At 67.5% G+C, this 16,251-nt stretch carries 15 protein-coding genes and 1 pseudogene; 5 read left to right on the forward strand and 11 right to left on the reverse strand.

Annotation, left to right across the window (positions count from 1 at the left end; translation table 11 throughout):
• Positions 1-111 precede the first annotated feature (111 nt).
• On the reverse strand, positions 112-1,164 hold the full coding sequence (locus V9K91_RS16675) for a DUF4034 domain-containing protein (protein WP_157771689.1): 1,053 nt from the start codon (positions 1,162-1,164) through the stop codon (positions 112-114).
• A 33-nt stretch (positions 1,165-1,197) separates the two neighbouring features.
• Between V9K91_RS16675 and V9K91_RS16680 the strand changes: the two genes are divergently transcribed.
• Entirely contained in the window at positions 1,198-1,788 is a 591-nt protein-coding gene (locus V9K91_RS16680; RefSeq protein WP_068849106.1) for an alpha-ketoglutarate-dependent dioxygenase AlkB, read from the forward strand.
• On the opposite strand, the gene V9K91_RS16685 is transcribed toward V9K91_RS16680, so the two are convergent.
• From V9K91_RS16685 to V9K91_RS16700, 4 genes are read right to left on the reverse strand one after another with little or no spacing between them, the layout of a single operon-like run.
• A complete protein-coding gene (locus V9K91_RS16685) occupies positions 1,766-2,443 on the reverse strand; it encodes an ABC-type transport auxiliary lipoprotein family protein (RefSeq protein WP_068849108.1) in 678 nt (225 codons plus the stop codon). The two genes, V9K91_RS16680 and V9K91_RS16685, sit on opposite strands and share 23 nt — an antisense overlap.
• On the reverse strand, positions 2,440-3,366 hold the full coding sequence (locus V9K91_RS16690) for an MlaD family protein (RefSeq protein WP_068849110.1): 927 nt from the start codon (positions 3,364-3,366) through the stop codon (positions 2,440-2,442). The genes V9K91_RS16685 and V9K91_RS16690 overlap by 4 nt, the downstream gene beginning before the upstream one ends.
• Positions 3,367-3,369: 3 nt before the next feature.
• Entirely contained in the window at positions 3,370-4,200 is an 831-nt protein-coding gene (locus V9K91_RS16695; RefSeq protein ID WP_093536168.1) for an ABC transporter ATP-binding protein, read from the reverse strand.
• Complete coding sequence (locus tag V9K91_RS16700) at positions 4,200-5,312, reverse strand: ABC transporter permease (RefSeq protein WP_068849114.1); 1,113 nt, start codon at positions 5,310-5,312, stop codon at positions 4,200-4,202. Before V9K91_RS16700 ends, V9K91_RS16695 begins: the two co-directional genes overlap by 1 nt.
• 81 nt (positions 5,313-5,393) lie before the next feature.
• Between V9K91_RS16700 and V9K91_RS16705 the strand changes: the two genes are divergently transcribed.
• On the forward strand, positions 5,394-6,653 hold the full coding sequence (locus tag V9K91_RS16705) for a threonine/serine exporter family protein (RefSeq protein WP_068849116.1): 1,260 nt from the start codon (positions 5,394-5,396) through the stop codon (positions 6,651-6,653).
• 100 nt (positions 6,654-6,753) lie between these two features.
• On the opposite strand, the pseudogene V9K91_RS16710 reads toward V9K91_RS16705, so the two are convergent.
• The 3 genes and pseudogenes from V9K91_RS16710 to V9K91_RS16720 form a co-directional block, all read right to left on the reverse strand.
• Positions 6,754-7,125, reverse strand: a pseudogene (locus V9K91_RS16710) (H-NS histone family protein); the annotation flags it as partial.
• Positions 7,126-7,279: 154 nt separating this feature from the next.
• Entirely contained in the window at positions 7,280-8,971 is a 1,692-nt protein-coding gene (locus V9K91_RS16715) for a proline--tRNA ligase (RefSeq protein WP_307107474.1), read from the reverse strand.
• Positions 8,972-9,093: 122 nt separating this feature from the next.
• A complete protein-coding gene (locus V9K91_RS16720; protein WP_068849122.1) occupies positions 9,094-9,474 on the reverse strand; it encodes a DUF4124 domain-containing protein in 381 nt (126 codons plus the stop codon).
• Positions 9,475-9,576: 102 nt separating this feature from the next.
• Between V9K91_RS16720 and pssA the strand changes: the two genes are divergently transcribed.
• Genes pssA through rimI form a run of 3 tightly spaced genes read left to right on the forward strand, consistent with a single transcriptional unit; the run spans position 9,577 to position 11,341 of the window.
• Positions 9,577-10,356, forward strand: a complete 780-nt coding sequence (gene pssA, locus V9K91_RS16725; protein WP_068849124.1) for a CDP-diacylglycerol--serine O-phosphatidyltransferase — start codon at positions 9,577-9,579, stop codon at positions 10,354-10,356.
• A 56-nt stretch (positions 10,357-10,412) separates the two neighbouring features.
• Positions 10,413-10,847 carry a hypothetical protein gene (locus V9K91_RS16730; protein ID WP_095364271.1) on the forward strand — a complete coding sequence of 145 codons (435 nt, stop codon included), beginning with the start codon at positions 10,413-10,415 and terminating at the stop codon, positions 10,845-10,847.
• On the forward strand, positions 10,844-11,341 hold the full coding sequence (gene rimI, locus V9K91_RS16735) for a ribosomal protein S18-alanine N-acetyltransferase (RefSeq protein ID WP_095364237.1): 498 nt from the start codon (positions 10,844-10,846) through the stop codon (positions 11,339-11,341). The genes V9K91_RS16730 and rimI overlap by 4 nt, the downstream gene beginning before the upstream one ends.
• A gap of 69 nt (positions 11,342-11,410) precedes the next feature.
• On the opposite strand, the gene V9K91_RS16740 is transcribed toward rimI, so the two are convergent.
• The 3 genes from V9K91_RS16740 to V9K91_RS16750 form a co-directional block, all read right to left on the reverse strand.
• Positions 11,411-14,236, reverse strand: a complete 2,826-nt coding sequence (locus V9K91_RS16740; RefSeq protein WP_336443546.1) for a valine--tRNA ligase — start codon at positions 14,234-14,236, stop codon at positions 11,411-11,413.
• Positions 14,237-14,309: 73 nt separating this feature from the next.
• Positions 14,310-14,735 carry a DNA polymerase III subunit chi gene (locus tag V9K91_RS16745; RefSeq protein ID WP_068849130.1) on the reverse strand — a complete coding sequence of 142 codons (426 nt, stop codon included), beginning with the start codon at positions 14,733-14,735 and terminating at the stop codon, positions 14,310-14,312.
• On the reverse strand, positions 14,722-16,212 hold the full coding sequence (locus V9K91_RS16750; protein WP_093536160.1) for a leucyl aminopeptidase: 1,491 nt from the start codon (positions 16,210-16,212) through the stop codon (positions 14,722-14,724). The genes V9K91_RS16745 and V9K91_RS16750 overlap by 14 nt, the downstream gene beginning before the upstream one ends.
• Between the last annotated feature and the right edge of the window lie 39 nt (positions 16,213-16,251).

Raw genomic sequence — 16,251 nt, forward strand, 5'->3', positions numbered from 1 at the left:
GGGGTCCGGGGCGGCAGCAGGGGCAGGGTCATTCAAGGGTCGCGTGGCAGGTGACACCCGGCATTGTCTTGCAACACACCGCGCGGGGGCAAACCTGCCAACGCCGGGCGTTCACCCTGCCCATTCCCTGCATTTTTCGTACGCCTCCACGCTCTCCCAGGCCTTGCCGTCCGGCGGCGCCGTGATCCGGCCCATCAGCTCCCGGGTCTTGGGCTTGTCCAGCGCGCGGCAGGCGAAGAAGGCGAAGTTCTGCAGGTTCCAGTCGGTGGGATACCGGGCCAGCACATCGTCGATGCCCCGGCGCATCAGTGGCCAGTCCACGTAGGAGTCGGTGAACAGATCGCTCCCGTACTGGTTCTGCGACGCTACCCAGTAGATCCGCGTGTACAGGGCGGCGCGGTCCTTGCGGCGGACCTTCTTCAGCGCGTGCCGTGCAAAGGACTCGATGGCTTCGGCACTGCCACCCCATTTGGGAGAGAAGTTGTTCACGGCGCCGAAGTAAAGCGGGTAAAAGCGCGGATACCGTGCCACGGCCTCATCGAAGATCGCCATGTAGGTCGCATCATCCATGCTGTCGCGCTGCCCCAGTCGCAGCGTCAGCTCGTACCAGTAGGGATCGCGCGCGGCAACCGATTTCTGCTTGCTGATGAACGCGAAGGCTTCGGCATTCTGCCGACGGAACGCTTCCCAGCGGTCAGGCGGCACGGTTCGGACGTAGCCGCCGCCGCGGTAGCTCCAAGCGGTGTTGGCCAGCAGCTGCGCGGTAACCAGGCGCGGCGTCGGCGAATCCGGATAGGCGTTCCACCATGCCTCCGCCAGCGCGGCGCGGTCGTTCCAGATGACAGCGTCCCTATCGCGGGTGTTGAAGTAGTTCGACACGCCGTCGTAGTACTGGGTCAGCATGAAGACGCCACTGCCGGTACGTGCTTCGGTGCTGCGATATTGCTCGGCCAATGCTTCCAACGTCTCGAAGTCGCGGGCTTCCATCAGCGCGCCGACCATCGTCATTACCTCCGCCCGCTCGGCGTGTTCATCGGCGCGTACGGGCACGACCGACACCACCCCGACAAGCAGAACCACGGCTGCAATCCATCTCTGGAACATCGACATCGCCCCCCTGGCGATCAACAGCCGTCGAGTGTAGCCGAGGCCGGTGCGGCGCATGCGGCGCGATCCGGGCCATGCTAGCGTGCCGCCATGGACCTCCATCTTCCCGATGCCCAGGTGCGCTGGCACCGCCATTGGTTGGCCGCACCTGCCGCCGATGCGCTGCAGCGCCAGCTGCGCGGCGAGGTGCCGTGGGAGGTGCACAGGATCAAAATGTTCGGCAGGCGGGTGGATTCACCACGGCTGAGCTGCTGGATGGGTGACCCGGCGGCCCGTTACCGCTATTCGGGGACCGAGTTCGTGCCGCACGCCTGGCATCCCGCCCTGGTCCCACTCCGCGATGCGTTGGGCAGTTTCTGCGGCCAGCCATTCAACAGCGTGCTGCTCAACTGCTACCGCGACAACGACGACGGCATGGGCTGGCACAGCGACAATGAACCCGAACTGGGACCCACGCCGGTGATCGCCTCGCTCAGCCTCGGCGCCGCCCGCCGGTTCCTGCTGCGCCGGCGCGACGACCACGCGCGCAAGGCGGAGGTCACCCTGGGTCATGGCGACCTGCTGGTGATGGGCGGGCGCACGCAGACCTTCTACCAGCACGCCCTGCCAAAAAGCGCCCGGCCCTTGGCCGAGCGCATCAACCTCACGTTCCGTTGGATCAACGCAACCGCGTCGGGATGACTGCGGCCGTCTTGCTGTCGGCCTGGCCGGTGGTGAGGGTCCACCCGACCAGTTCGGTGGTGACCGCCTGGAGGCCCTGCTCGAGCGCCCGGGCGACATCGCCGGTGGCGGTGCTGCCTACCGGCTGCTCCTGGCGGAACGTGCGATCGGCGACCACGCGCTGGTCGATCACGTGGATCAGCTTGGCGTTGATCTCGATGAAGGCGGTCGGGGTCGGCTGGCCGCGGTAATCGGATTCGAAACGGCGTACATCCAACGCCAGCTTGTAGTCGGCGCGGATGCCGGTGGTGGCACGCGCCACGCCGGTGATGCGGCCGGAATCCTCGAACGCGCGCACCAGCGCGTCGTCGACCATGTCGGTGGCCGGCTGCGCCCAGCTCACGCCCTTGTAGACCTCCAGCTCACCCGGGTTCGGCCGCACGTTGATGCGCGGGCTGTCGACCACGCGCGCGGCGGTCGGCTTGACCAGCACCAGCGCCCAGTCGACCTTCGGCCAGGACGGGTCGGGCTGGATCTTCACCACGGGCGAGTAGATGGTGACCTGGCTGCGCTCGCCGCCGCCCAGCAACGACGAGCAGGCGCCCAGCGCGATCATCAGTGCCGCCGGCAACAGCAGGCGGGGCAGGGAGGCGGGCAGGAGAGGGAAGCGGCTCATTTGGGTTCGAACTCCTTCGGCGCGTCGCGGCCCAGCAGGTAGCGGGCCGGGTTGTTGTCGAGTTTGTCGCTGACCCGGCGCAGGTCGCGGATCAGCCCGCGCAGCTCGGTCAACGTCGGCCCGAGCTGGGCCAGGCCATCGTTGGCGAAGCTGTTGATGGCCGCGCGGTTCTCGCCGAGGATCGAATCGGCACTGCCGGCCGCCGAATCGAGCTTGGTCAGGGTGGTTTCCAGCTTGTCCAGGATCGGCGGCAACTGTTGCACCAGGTTGGTGTCCAGGCGCTGGATGGTGCCGTTGGTGGTCTTCAGCGTGCTGTCCAGGCTGCGCGCGGCATCGCGCGCGCTGAGCAGCAGCGCCTGGGTGCCCTGGTCGCGGTCAGCCAGGCCGCCGCTGATGGTTTCCAGGTTGGCCAGGGTGGCATTGATGCTGGCCACGTTGCGGTCGCTCAGCACCTGGTCCATGCGCTCGACGATGCGGTTGGCCACGTCGGTGATGTTCTGCAGCGCCGATGGCGTGGTCGGGATGATCGGCGCCGGGTCCTTGTTCACCGCGGTCAGCGCCTGCGCCTGCGGCGTGCCGCCGCTGAGCTGGATGATCGACGGCCCGGTCAGGCTGGTGATGGCCAGCTTGGCGCGGGTGTCGGTCTTGACCGGCGTGTTGGAGTTCAGGCGGATTCGCGCGACCACCTGGCGCGGGTCATCCGGCACCAGGTTCAGTTCGGTGATCGAGCCGACCGCGATGCCGTTGTACTGCACCGGGCTGCCCACCGACAGGCCGGTGACCGCCTCTCGGAACACCACCCGGTATTCGGTCCAGGTGCGGTCGGAGGAGTACTTGGCCGCCCAGAGGCCGAAGGCCAGCAATGCCAGCCCCACGATCAGGGTGAACGCGCCGATCAGTACGTAATTGGCTTTGGTTTCCATGGCTTACTCGCTCTTCTGCTTGGCGGCGCGTGCAGCACGCGCACGCGGTCCGTGGAAATATTCCTGGATCCACGGATGCTCCAGTTGTTCGATCTCATGCAACGGTGCGTTGGCGATCACCTTGTGGTCGGCCAGCACCGCCACCCGGTCGCAGATCGCATACAGGGTGTCCAGGTCATGGGTGATCAGCAGCACGGTCAGGCCCAGCGCTTCCTGCAGGGTCTTGATCAGGCGGTCGAAGGCGGCCGCGCCGATCGGGTCCAGCCCGGCGGTGGGCTCGTCCAGGAACAGCAGCGGCGGGTCCAGCGCCAGCGCGCGGGCCAGGCCGGCGCGCTTGCGCATGCCGCCGGAGAGCTGCGACGGCAGCTTGTTGATCGCGTCAGCGGGCAGGCCGGCAAGCTTCACCTTCAGCAGCGCCAGTTCGTAGTGCCAGCGCTCGGGCAGTTCGCCGTGGTGTTCCTTCAGCGGCACCTGCACGTTCTCGCCCACGGTCATGGACGAGAACAGTGCGCCATCCTGGAACAGCACGCCGGTGTTGCGTTCGATGTGCAGGCGGTCGGCGCGGTTGTCCGAGCGCGCATCCACGCCCAGCACCTCGATCTCGCCGGCATCGGGATGGCGCAGGCCCAGGATGCTGCGCATCAGCACCGACTTGCCGGTACCCGAACCGCCCACCACGCCGAGGATCTCGCCGCGGCGCACGTCCAGGTCCAGCCCGTCATGCACGGTCTGGCTGCCGAAGCGGTTGGTCAGCCCACGCACGCGGATCGCCAGGCCGTCTTCATCGGCCAGGTCCACGCGGGTGTCTTCATCAGGGGCGGCTGTGGTCGTCATCACCAATCCATGTGCATGAACCACAACGCGGCGAACGCGTCGATGATGATCACCAGCGAGATGGTCTGCACCACGCTGGAGGTGGTGCGCTCACCCACCGACTGCGCGGTGCCTTCCACCTTCAGCCCTTCCAGGCAGCCGATCAGGCCGATCACGGCGGCGAACACCGGCGCTTTGGACAGGCCCACCAGCATGTGCCGCACTTCAATGGTGTCGTGCAGGCGCGCCAGGTACATCTGCGGCGGAATATCCAGGTCGAACGCGCCCACGGTGACGCCACCGGCCAGGCCGGCGATCATCGCCACGAAGGTCAGCAGCGGCAGGGTGATCAGCAGCGCGATCAGGCGCGGCAGCACCAGCAGGTCGACCGGGTCCAGGCCCAGGGTCTGGATGGCGTCGATTTCCTCGCGCGCCTTCATCGAGCCGATCTGCGCGGTAAACGCGCTGGCGGTGCGGCCGGCCAGCACGATCGCGGTAAGCAGCACCGCGAATTCGCGCAGGAAGGCGATGCTGACCAGCTCCACCACGTAGATCTCGGCGCCGAAGTCACGCAGGATGGTCGAGCCCAGGAACGCGATCACCGCACCCACCAGGTAGGACAGCAGCGCCACCAGCGGCACCGCATCCAGCCCCACCTGCTCCATGTGGTGCACGGTGGCGGTAAGTCGGAAACGGCGCGGCTCGCGCAGCAGGCGGCCGCCCTTGACCAGGTTCTCGCCCAGGAAGCTGGCCAGCGCCACGATGTTGTGGCCGGTGGCATGCACGCTGCGACCCAGCCGCTCCAGCGCGGCCAGCACGCCGAAGTCGCGCTTGGCCTTGGGGCGGTCGTCGGCCACTTCTTCGATGGTGCACACCAGCGCGCGGTGGTCCTCGCGGAAGGTCAGTGCATCCTCGGCCAGGTCGGCGCGATGGGCCACCCGCAGTACCTGCAGCACGCCAGCCGAATCCAGCTGGGTGATGCCGCTGGCATCGATGCCGGTGACTTTTTCGGGTGCCGCGCGCAGCACTTCGGCCGCGTCCAGCGCGGTGCGCAAGGTCCACTGCCCGGACAACCGGATGAGACCGGGGTCCTGTGGATCCTGTTCAAGTTTGGGGGTCTGGTCTGGCGTCATGGGGCGTCCTCCACGCAGCATAACCTTTCTGCGTGGATGCCAAGTGTGTGCGCGCCCCGACATCGGGTAATACTACGCCGCATGTCTGCCGACGCACCCGCCATTGCCACCCCTCCGGCCACCTACGCACAGCGGGTGGCCTTCGTATCCGAGATCGCCGGACGGCTGCACAGCTACGGCACCACGGCCCAGCGGCTGGAGGCGGCGGTGGTTGCGCTGTCGCAGCGGCTGGACCTGGACTGCGAGCCGTGGTCGAACCCGACCGGGCTGATCCTGAGCTTCAGCGACCCGACCAAGGCCATCGGTTCATCGGACATCACGCGCGTGATCCGGCTGGCACCGGGCGAAAACGACCTGCACAAGCTCAGCATCGCCGACCAGATCACCGAAGCGGTGGCCAACGGCACCATGAGCATCGCCCAGGGCCATACCGCACTGCGGCAGCTGGACAAGGACCCGGGCCGGCGCGGCAAGATCCGCATGATCCTGTCCTACAGCCTGGGCGCGGCCGGCGTGGCCGGGCTGTGGAAACTGCCGTGGCTGGATATCGCCACCGCCGGGGTGATCGGCTTGCTGATCGGGCTGATGACGCTGGTCACCGACCGCCGCCCGGCCAGCCGCGAAGCCAGCGAGGCATTGGCGGCACTGCTGGCCGGTACGGTGGCGGCGCTGGTGGCCTCGTTCGTGGGCGCGCTCAACCTCAATACCGTCATCATCGCCTCGCTGGTGGTGATGCTGCCCGGCATGTCGCTCACCAACGCGGTCAACGAACTGGCCAGCCAGCACTGGGTATCGGGCACCGCGCGTTTTGCCGGTGCCATCACCACCATCCTCAAGCTCACCGTCGGCGCGGTGATCGCGGTGACGCTGTCGGGCATCATCGGGCTGGACCCGGTGGTGCGCGCATCGCGCCCGCAGGCCGACTGGGTGGAATGGAGCGCGCTGCTGATCGCGGCGTTCGCGTTCGCGATGCTGTTCAAGGCCCACCGCCGCGATTACCCGTGGGTGATCGCGGCCTCGGTGGCCGGCTATGCGATCTCCAAGTTTGCCGGCCAGGCGTGGGGCCTGCCGGCCGGCATCTTCATGTCGGCGATGGTGATGACCGCCGCAGGCAACCTGTTCGGCCGCCTGGTGCAGCGACCGGGCGCAATCATCCGCCTGCCCGGCATCATCATGCTGGTGCCCGGCAGTACCAGCCTGCGCGGCGTGCTCACGTTGGTGCAGCAGCAGGACATGAGTGCCGGCCAGACCGTACTGATGACCGTGCTCAACGTGGTAATGGCACTCGTGGCGGGATTATTGTTCGGCAACCTGCTGGTGCCGGCGCGAAAGAATCTGTGAGTTTCTGAGAGTTTCCGAAAGCCTGCGCACGTAACCCCAAAAAAAAACGCCAGCCATCCCGGCCGGCGTTTCAATGCGCGCGCCATCGGCGCATCGCTTACTTCTTGATCAGGAAATCTTCCAGCTTCTTGCCCTTGGTGGTGTGCGCGGCCAGCCAGCGCGGCTGCTTGCCACGTCCGGTCCAGGTTTCCTTCGGGTTGGCCGGGTTACGGTACTTCGGGGCAACCTTGCCCAGCTTGCGCACGGCCTTGGCCGGTGCTGCGCCGGCGGCCTTGCTGGCGCGGCCGCGGGTGGGAGCGGCAACGCCCGCCACTTCTTCCAGGGTGTATCCGTTTGCCTTGGCCAACTTGGTCAGCTGTGCGCGGACCTTGGTGATGGCCGGGCGCTTGGCGACGATCGTCTGCTGCTTCTTGGCGTTCTTGATCAGGGCGCCCAGCTCTTTGGCGGACAAACCACTCAGGTCAATACTCATCAACTGCTCCGGAATCTAAAAATAGAAGGACGGGGTTGAGCCAGTCCTTGGCGCGGCAACAGCATACATTCTCATTTCGAAGATGCACAGCGCGCAGAAATAATCAATGGAAACGGGACAATAAAATGCCGGGATATCCCACCCGGCACTGTCATCACTTCGTCAGCTTGGCCATCAGCGCGTCGCGGTCCAGGCTCTCCGCTTCGCTGGCACTGCGCGCGCGGTACTCGAACGTACCGGCGGCCAGGCCGCGTTCGGACACCACCACCCGGTGCGGCACGCCGATCAGTTCCATGTCGGCGAACATCGACCCCGGGCGCAGCCCGCGGTCGTCCAGTGCGGCATCCAGGCCGGCGGCCTGCAGCTCGGCCAGCAGTTCGGCAGCGGCATTGGCCACGGCGTCGTCCTGCTTGGGGTTGATCACGCACACCACCACCTGCCACGGCGCCATCGCGTCGGGCCAGATAATGCCGGCATCGTCATGGTTCTGTTCGATCGCCGCGGCAACGATGCGCGAGATGCCGATGCCGTAACAGCCCATCGCCATCACCGCGGCCTTGCCGTTTTCGTCCAGCACGGTGGCATTCAACGCCTGCGCATACTGGCGGCCCAGCTGGAACACGTGGCCCACTTCGATGCCGCGTGCCACGCGCAGTTCGCCACCATCGGCGGCACGGTCGCCTTCCTTCGCATTGCGGATGTCGGCCACTTCCGGCTCGGGCAGGTCACGGCCCCAGTTGACGCCGGCAATATGGAAACCAGCTTCGTTGGCGCCGATGACGAAATCGGCCATCGCGGCGACGTCGCGATCGGCCACGATGCGGATCGGCTTGGCCGGATTGAGCGGGCCCAGGAAGCCCGGTTCGCTGCCGAGGTGCGTGGCGATTTCCGCCTCACCGGCCATGCGGTAGCCCTGCAGGCCCTGGACCTTGCCCAGTTTGATTTCGTTGACGTCGTGGTCGCCGCGCACCAGCGCCAGCACGAAGCCGGCTTCGGTCATGATCGCGATCGATTTGACGGTACGCTCCAGGCCCAGGCCGAGCAGGGCGGCGACCGCCTCGCAGGTTTTCTGGGTGGGGGTGTCGACCTTGCGCAGCGCTTCGCTGGCGGCCGGGCGCGGGCCCGGGGCAGCGGCGACGGCGGCTTCCATGTTGGCCGCGTAATCGGAGCCGGTGGAGAACACCAGCGCGTCTTCGCCGGAATCAGCGATGACGTGGAATTCCTGCGAGGCGTCGCCGCCGATCGCGCCGGAATCGGCCTGCACCATGCGGAAGTCCAGGCCCAGGCGGGTGAACACGCGGGCATAGGCGGCCTTCATGTTTTCGTACTCGCGCACCAGGCAGGCATCGTCCAGGTGGAAGGAATAGGCATCCTTCATCAGGAACTCGCGCGCGCGCATCACGCCGAAGCGCGGGCGGATCTCGTCGCGGAACTTGGTCTGGATCTGGAAGAAATTCACCGGCAGCTGCTTGTAGCTGTTCAGTTCCTGGCGCGCGAAATCGGCGGCGGCCTCTTCAGCGGTAGGGCTGTAGCAGAACACCTGCTCCTTGCGGTCCTTGATCTTGAGCAGCTGCGGGCCGAACTTTTCCCAGCGCCCGGTGGCCTCCCACAGGTCCTTGGGCTGGATCGTCGGCACCTGGAATTCAATGGCGCCGGCACGCTCCATTTCCTCGCGCACGATGCGCTCGACCTTGCGCAGCACGCGCAGGCCCAGCGGCGACCAGATATACAGCCCCGAGGCGAGCTTGCGGATCATGCCCGCGCGCAGCATCAGCCGGTGGCTGGTCAGCTCGGCGTCGCCGGGGGTTTCCTTGGTGGTGTGCAGGTGGAACTGGGAGAGGCGCATCGTCGGCTTCGCTGAACGGCTGGGAGGCAATATTCTGCCAGCCCGGCCGGCGACGTGCCCAATCCGCCGCAATTCCACCGCCCCTCCGGTAGCCCCCGACCGTTGGTCGGGGGGGAGACCGGTCAGGCCGCAGGCTTGCAGTACGCCTTGATGCCGGCTTCGGCCAAGGTCTTCTGCGCTTCGCGCTGGCCGTCATCCAGCGGGGTATCCGGCTTGCCGTCGCCATTGGTGTCCTGCAGCACCGCGCCCTTGCCGTTGAGCAGGGACAGGTTGGTGCGGGCGGTGGTGCAGTCGGCCGATTCGGCGGCGGCGGGCTCGGCTGCCGCGGTGCGGCCGGCCGGGTCGCGGGTCTGGATCTTGCGCTCTTCGGCCTTCTGGCCGGTGGGCGGCTTCTCCGAATACTGGGTTACGCCGTTGGCGTCCTTCCACTTGTAGACGGTTCCGGCGCTGGCCGAAGCGCTGGCAAGCAGCAGCAGGCAGCACACGAGGGGCAGGGCACGCATGGCAACTCCGGGCAGCGGGGGACAGAGGCGCGATTGCAGCATTCCCGCCCCGTGCTGGCAAGCCTCCCCCCAAACCGGGCCGCAGCCACTAAACTGGCGGGCATGGATCAGATGAAACCCCCGCCGCGCTCGCGCAGCATCTATTTGCTGCCCAACCTGTTCACCACCGCCGGCCTGTTCGCCGGGTTCTACGCGATCATCGCGGCGGCCAACGGCGATTTCGTCAATGCCGCCATCGCCGTGTTCGTGGCGGCGGTCATGGACGGCCTGGATGGCCGGGTGGCGCGCCTGACCGGGACCAGCAGCGAATTCGGCGTGCAGTACGACTCGCTGGCCGACCTGGTGAGCTTCGGCATGGCCCCGGCGCTGGTGATGTACCACTGGTCGCTGTCGTGGTTGAAATTCGACGACCCCGTGCTCGGCCGGGTCGGCTGGGCGGTGGCGTTCCTGTATGCGGCGTGCGCCGCGCTGCGCCTGGCCCGCTTCAATACGCAGGTCAGCGTGGTCGACAAGCGCTGGTTCATCGGCCTGGCCAGCCCGGCCGCGGCGGGGCTGATGATGTCCTTCGTGTGGGCCTTTGCCGATGGCCAGCTGGGCTGGGATGGCAATGAGCTGCGCTACGTGGCGCTGGCCGTGACCCTGGTGGCAGCGCTGCTGATGGTCAGCCGGATCCGCTTCTGGAGCTTCAAGGGCAGCGGCGAGAAAGGCCCGCGTGCCGATCGCGTGCCGTTCCTGGCGTTGGCGCTGGTGCCGATCGCCATTGCCATCATGGTCATCGACCTGCCGCGCGTGCTGTTCGCGGTGGGCGTGATCTATGCCCTGTCCGGGCCGGTCAGCTGGCTGTGGCAGCGCACCCGCAAGACGGCCGAGCCCGGCGCGTGAGCACCCCGGCCGACCCGTCACTGTGGACCCCGGCGCAGCAGTCCTGGCTGCAGGCGATGGGCTACACGGTGTTCGTGGACGGCAGCGTTGAACCGGCGCCGGACGTGCAGATCGAACTCGGCGCGGCACCCGCCACCGACCAGGCACTTCCGCCCGCCCCACGGCGCGACGCACCGCCGCGCATGGAAGACGCTTCCCCGCCAGCGCGCGGCAACGCGCCCAGCGACGATGCTCCCGCCGCGCAGCGCCGCACCGCGCCCGCTGCCGAAGCGCCTGCCGCGCCCGTGCGCGCCGGCGCCCGCCGTCCCGCCGTCCGCATGCCGCCGCCGCTGCAGATCGCGCTGTTGCGCGCCTCGGGCTGCAACCCCAATGATCCGGACACCCAGGCGCTGATGGCCGGCTGGAACCTGGACGAACTGCGCGGCAATGCCGCCGCCAAGCGCGCGCTGTGGCCGCAGTTGAGGGCACTGCGCAAGCGGGGACGCGGGTGAGCGCGGTCAGTTCGCCGCGGCCGATGTCGCTGCGCGCGCTGCGCGAAGTCGACCTGGATGCGGTGATGGAAATCGAGCTGCGCGGCTACCCGTTCCCGTGGACACGCGGCATCTTCGTCGATTGCCTGCGCGCCGGTTATCCGGCCTTGGCGCTGGACGACGACGGCGTGCTGGTGGGCTATGGAGTGCTGAGCATCGCTGCCGATGAGGCGCACGTGCTCAATGTCTGCATCGATCCGGCCTGCCAGACCCGTGGCCTGGGCCGGCGGCTGTTCCGCGCGCTGGTGAAGCTGGCGCGCGACCATGGCGCGCACCGGGTGTTCCTGGAAGTGCGCCCGTCCAACACTCCGGCGGTGGCGCTGTACCACAGCGAAGGCTTCAACGAGATCGGCCGGCGCCCACGCTATTACCCGGCCCGTGATGGGCGCGAAGATGCGCTGGTGATGGCGATCGAACTGGTCGACGACGACATCCAGACGATGCCGCCGTTGTAAAGGCAGCCACGCCCTGCGTGGCTGCGAATCCCGGTAGGTGGCGACCGTTGGTCGCCACGCTCCAACCCGTTACAGCTTCGCGCGCTGGGCGACCAGGCCTTCGAGCTGCGCGGTCCAGTCGACCAGACGCACGCGCTCCTGCTCGATCACCGCCGCCGGCACCTTGTCGGTGAACCTGGACAGCTTGGTGGCGCTCTTTTCCTTCTCCGCCTCCACCCGCGCGATTTCCTTGTCCAACCGGGCGCGTTCGGCGCCCAGGTCGACCAGGCCTTCCAGCGGCACCAGCAGCTTCAGCTCGCCCACGATCGCGGTGGCGGCCGGCGGGGTGTCCGCATCGCCGGCCAACCACTCGATGCGCTCCAGCTTCAGCAGGAACGACAGCGACGAGGTGAAGCGGGCCACGCGGTTGCGGTCGTCCTCGCTGCCACCCTGCAGCAGCAGGCCCACCTGCTTGGCCGGCGGCACGTTCAGTTCGCTGCGCACGCGGCGGAGCGCGCTGACCATCGACTTCAGCCATTCCACGTCGGCCTCGGCACGCGCGTAATCGCCGGCGAATTCGTCCGCGGTCGGGTAGGCGCGCAGCGAAATGGTGTCACCGTCGATGCCCAGGCGCGGCGCCACCTGGCGCCACAGCTGCTCGGTCACGAACGGGGTGAGCGGGTGCAGCAGGCGCAGCAGCGCTTCCAGCACGTACAGCAGGGTGTGGCGGGTGCTCGCTGCGTCTTCGGCGTTGTCGCCGTTGAGCGCCGGCTTGGTCAGTTCCAGGAACCAGTCGCAGAACTCGTTCCACGCGAACTCGTACAGCGCCTGCGCCAGCAGGTCGAAGCGATAGTTGGCGTAGTGCGCCTGCGCTTCGGCCGACACCGCCGCCAGGCGCGCCAGGATCCAGCGCTCGGCATCGGTGCGCGGCTGCGGCACGCCGGTGAACTGCACGCCTTCGGTGTTCATCAGGGTGAAGCGGCTGGCGTTCCACAGCTTGTTGCAGAAGTTCTTGTAACCCTCGGCGCGGCTCATGTCGAACTTGATGTCGCGGCCGTGGGTGGCCAGCGCGGCGATGGTGAAGCGCAGCGCGTCGGCACCGTGGGCAATGATGCCGTCCGGGAAGTCCTTGCGGGTGGCCTTCTCGATCTTCGGCGCGTCCTTGGGCTTCATCAGCCCGGTGGTGCGCTTGGCGACCAGGTCGTCGATGGAGATGCCGTCGATGATGTCCAGCGGGTCGAGCACGTTGCCCTTGGACTTGGACATCTTCTGGCCCTGCGCATCGCGGATCAGGCCGGTGATGTAGACGTCCTTGAACGGGATCTTGCCGGTGAAGCTGTCGGTGGCCATGATCATGCGGGCCACCCAGAAGAAGATGATGTCGAACCCGGTGATCAGCACCGACGACGGCAGGTAGCGCTCGAAACCGCGCTCGGCCATCGCCTGTTCGTTCGGCCAGCCCAAGGTGGAGAACGGCCACAGCTGCGAGGAGAACCAGGTTTCCAGCACGTCGCTGTCCTGGGTGAGCACCACATCGGCCCCCAGCCCGGCGCGCGCGCGCGCGTCCGCTTCATCGCGGCCCACATAGCAGGTGCCGGCCGCGTCGAACCACGCCGGAATGCGGTGGCCCCACCACAGCTGGCGGCTGATGCACCAGTCCTGGATGTTTTCCATCCAGTGGCGGTACGTGTTGATCCAATTGGCCGGGACGAACTGGATGGAACCATTTTCGACCAGTTCCAGGCCGCGCTGGGCCAGCACATCCATCTTCACGAACCACTGGTCGGTCAGGTAGGGCTCGATCACCTGCTGGGTGCGGTCGCCGCGCGGCACCTGCAGCTTGTGCGCCTTGGTCTCGACCAGGATGCCCAGTTCTTCCAGTTCGGCCAGGATGACCTTGCGCGCTTCGTAGCGGTCCAGCCCGCGGTACTTTTCCGGGGCGTTGTCGTTGATCGCCGCCACCGGGGTGAACAGGTTGATCATCGGCAGGTTGTGGCGCAGGCCGACCTGGTAGTCGTTGAAGTCGTGCGCCGGGGTGACCTTGACCACGCCGGTACCGAACGCGCGGTCGACATAGTCATCGGCGATCACCGGCACGCTGCGCCCGGTCAGCGGCAGGGTGACGCTGCGGCCGATCAGGTGCGCGTAGCGCTCGTCTTCCGGGTGCACCATCACGGCCGTATCGCCCAGCAGGGTTTCCGGGCGGGTGGTGGCGACGACGAGATACGGGCGGGTTTCGCGCAGGGTCTCGTTGCCGTCGGCGTCGCGCTCGACATGCTCATAGCTGGCGCCGTCTTCCAGCGCGTAGGCGATCGACCACAGGAAGCCGTCTTCCTCCACGCTCTCCACTTCCAGGTCGGAAATGGCGGTCTTCAGCACCGGGTCCCAGTTGACCAGGCGCTGGCCACGGTAGATCAGGCCCTGCTCATGCCAGCGCAGGAATGCTTCGACCACCGCTTCGGACGGTTGCGGGTCCATGGTGAAGGTGCTGCGCGACCAGTCCGCCGAGGTGCCCATGCGGCGCATCTGGCGTTCGATGATGTCGCCCGACTGCGCCTTCCATTCCCATACCTTTTCGATGAACCCGTCGCGGCCCAGCGAATCGCGGCTCTCGCCGTTGCCGGCCAGCGCCAGGTTGCGCGACACCACCATTTCGGTGGCGATGCCGGCGTGGTCGGTCCCCACCTGCCACAACGTGTCGTAGCCGCGCATGCGGTGGTAGCGCACCAGCGCATCCATCAGGGTCTGCTGGAAGGCATGGCCCATGTGCAGCGTGCCGGTCACGTTCGGCGGCGGCAGCAGGATGGTGTACGGCTCGCCCTTGCCGGACGGCTTGAAGTGCCCGGCCTTCTCCCAGGAGTCGTACAGCTCCGTTTCGAAGGTCTTGGGGTCGTAGCTGGAGGCAAGTTGGGTCATGCGGGGGCAACCAGGAGGCAATCGGTAAAGGATCAGGGCACCGGCGGCACCGATCAAGGGTGCCGGGCCGGGCTTACATGTCGTACTTGTTCAGGTCGAAATCCAGCGCCTTGTACTGGCGCCAGCGCTCGCGCAGCGGCTCGCGGGCTTCGGGGTCGGCCGGCACCACTTCCAGCACCCGGTCGCAGGCGCCCAGGTAGGGGTCGTCGCGCAGGTTGATCACCAGCGGGCGCGACGGGGCGTCGGTACCGGGCACGGCGATCAGCACCAGCGCCTCTTCCTCGTCCACGTCTTCACCGGCGATCTGGTGCGGAATGTAGGCATCGTCGTCGAACGACCACAGCAGCTCGTCCAGCTCCTCGGCCTGGGCCTGGTCGCGCGCCAGCACCAGGGTGAACAGCCCGGCGTCATTGGCCTTGCGGGCCAGTTCGCAGACCAGGCGCAGCGGTTCGGTCAGGAACCGCGGCTTGGCGATCAGGTAGAAATCAGCCCGCGACATGGGCGTGGCCGACCTGGTCGAGCAGCCACTGGGTCAGAAGGCCGACCGGGCGGCCGGTGGCCATGCCGCGCTTGCCTTCGTCGCTGGCCACGCCGGCGATGTCCAGGTGCGCCCAGCGCTGGCCTTCGGTGAAGCGCGACAGGAAGCAGCCGGCGGTGATCGCGCCGGCCCAGCGGCCGCCGATGTTGTAGACGTCTGCGAAGCTGGAATCCAGCATCGGCTGGTATTCGTCCCACAGCGGCAGGCGCCAGGCGCGGTCGAACACGTGTTCGCCGGCGGCCAGCAGCTCATTGGCCAGGTCGTCGTGCTTGGTCATCAGGCCGGCGGTCTGGTGGCCCAGGGCGACCAGGCAGGCACCGGTCAGGGTGGCCACGTCGACCAGCGCGGCCGGCTCGAAGCGCTGCGCGTAGGTCAGCGCGTCGCACAGGATCAGGCGGCCTTCGGCGTCGGTGTTGCCCACTTCAATGGTCTTGCCCGACATCGAGGTGATCACGTCGGACGGGCGGTAAGCGTTGCCGTCGATGGCGTTTTCCACCGCCGGGACCACCACCACCAGGTTCAGCGGCAGCTTGGCGGTGACCGCCGCGACGAAGGTGCCGATGACATTGGCGCCACCGCACATGTCGTACTTCATCTCTTCGATGCCGCCCTGGGTCTTCAGGTTCACGCCGCCGGTATCGAAGGTGATGCCCTTGCCGACCAGCACGTACGGCTTGGCGTCGCCGCCGTTGTTCCACTTCAGCACGACCAGGCGCGGGCGGTTGGCCGAGCCACGGGCCACGGCCAGCAGCGAACCCATGCCGAGCGCTTCCATCTGGGTCTCGTCCAGGATCTCCGCTTCGGCACCGGCATGGGCCTGGGCGAAGGCCACCGAAGATTCGGCCAGGTAGGCCGGGGTGCACAGGTTCGGCGGCAGGTTGCCCAGCTCGCGGGCGTGCTGCACGCCGGCGGCGATGGCCTGGCCCTGGGTCAGTGCCTGGCTGTCGGTGCCGGCGATGGCCAGCGTGGCCAGGCCCGGGGCCTCGGCCTTTTTGGTGCCCAGGGTGGCGGTGTAGCGATAAGCGGCGTGGTCGGCGCTGATCACGGCCTGGCGGATGTTCCAGGCGGCATCGCGGCCCTTGACCTCGATCTCGGCCAGGGTGAACAGCGCGTGGCGGATGACCCCGCTCTTCAGCGCGCGGCTGGCATCGCCCACCGCCTTGAGGTACTGCGGCACGCCGAACTTGGCCGGCTCGCCCAGCCCGACCACCAGCACGCGCGGGGCCTTCACGCCGGGCACGTCATGCAGCAGGGTGGTGGCGCCGGTCTTGCCGCTGACATCGCCGCGGGCGACCAGGGCGGTCAGACGGCCGCCCGACGCGGCGTCCAGGGCCTGTGCCGCGGGGCTCAGGGTCTGGTCGGCATAGGCGCCAACGATGACGCAGTCGACCTCGGCCGAGGCCGGGGCAGCGTGGTTCAGGGTGAATTCCAGGGCCATTGATCAGATTCCGTTGGCAAAAACGTACAATCGCGAGCT

Source organism: Stenotrophomonas sp. CCNWLW57, assembly GCF_037203925.1.
GTDB lineage: Bacteria > Pseudomonadota > Gammaproteobacteria > Xanthomonadales > Xanthomonadaceae > Stenotrophomonas > Stenotrophomonas rhizophila_A.

What these genes read in the sequence shown, in the direction of transcription:
- V9K91_RS16720 (WP_068849122.1), bottom strand. Translation starts at nt 9,474, where the DNA reads ATGCGTGCCCTGCCCCTCGTGTGCTGCCTGCTGCTGCTTGCCAGCGCT.
- V9K91_RS16680 (WP_068849106.1), top strand. Translation starts at nt 1,198, where the DNA reads ATGGACCTCCATCTTCCCGATGCCCAGGTGCGCTGGCACCGCCATTGG.
- V9K91_RS16700 (WP_068849114.1), bottom strand. Translation starts at nt 5,312, where the DNA reads ATGACGCCAGACCAGACCCCCAAACTTGAACAGGATCCACAGGACCCC.
- V9K91_RS16685 (WP_068849108.1), bottom strand. Translation starts at nt 2,443, where the DNA reads ATGAGCCGCTTCCCTCTCCTGCCCGCCTCCCTGCCCCGCCTGCTGTTG.
- V9K91_RS16745 (WP_068849130.1), bottom strand. Translation starts at nt 14,735, where the DNA reads ATGTCGCGGGCTGATTTCTACCTGATCGCCAAGCCGCGGTTCCTGACC.
- V9K91_RS16715 (WP_307107474.1), bottom strand. Translation starts at nt 8,971, where the DNA reads ATGCGCCTCTCCCAGTTCCACCTGCACACCACCAAGGAAACCCCCGGC.
- V9K91_RS16675 (WP_157771689.1), bottom strand. Translation starts at nt 1,164, where the DNA reads ATGCGCCGCACCGGCCTCGGCTACACTCGACGGCTGTTGATCGCCAGG.
- V9K91_RS16740 (WP_336443546.1), bottom strand. Translation starts at nt 14,236, where the DNA reads ATGACCCAACTTGCCTCCAGCTACGACCCCAAGACCTTCGAAACGGAG.
- V9K91_RS16695 (WP_093536168.1), bottom strand. Translation starts at nt 4,200, where the DNA reads ATGACGACCACAGCCGCCCCTGATGAAGACACCCGCGTGGACCTGGCC.
- V9K91_RS16705 (WP_068849116.1), top strand. Translation starts at nt 5,394, where the DNA reads ATGTCTGCCGACGCACCCGCCATTGCCACCCCTCCGGCCACCTACGCA.
- pssA (WP_068849124.1), top strand. Translation starts at nt 9,577, where the DNA reads ATGGATCAGATGAAACCCCCGCCGCGCTCGCGCAGCATCTATTTGCTG.
- V9K91_RS16750 (WP_093536160.1), bottom strand. Translation starts at nt 16,212, where the DNA reads ATGGCCCTGGAATTCACCCTGAACCACGCTGCCCCGGCCTCGGCCGAG.
- V9K91_RS16730 (WP_095364271.1), top strand. Translation starts at nt 10,413, where the DNA reads ATGGGCTACACGGTGTTCGTGGACGGCAGCGTTGAACCGGCGCCGGAC.
- V9K91_RS16690 (WP_068849110.1), bottom strand. Translation starts at nt 3,366, where the DNA reads ATGGAAACCAAAGCCAATTACGTACTGATCGGCGCGTTCACCCTGATC.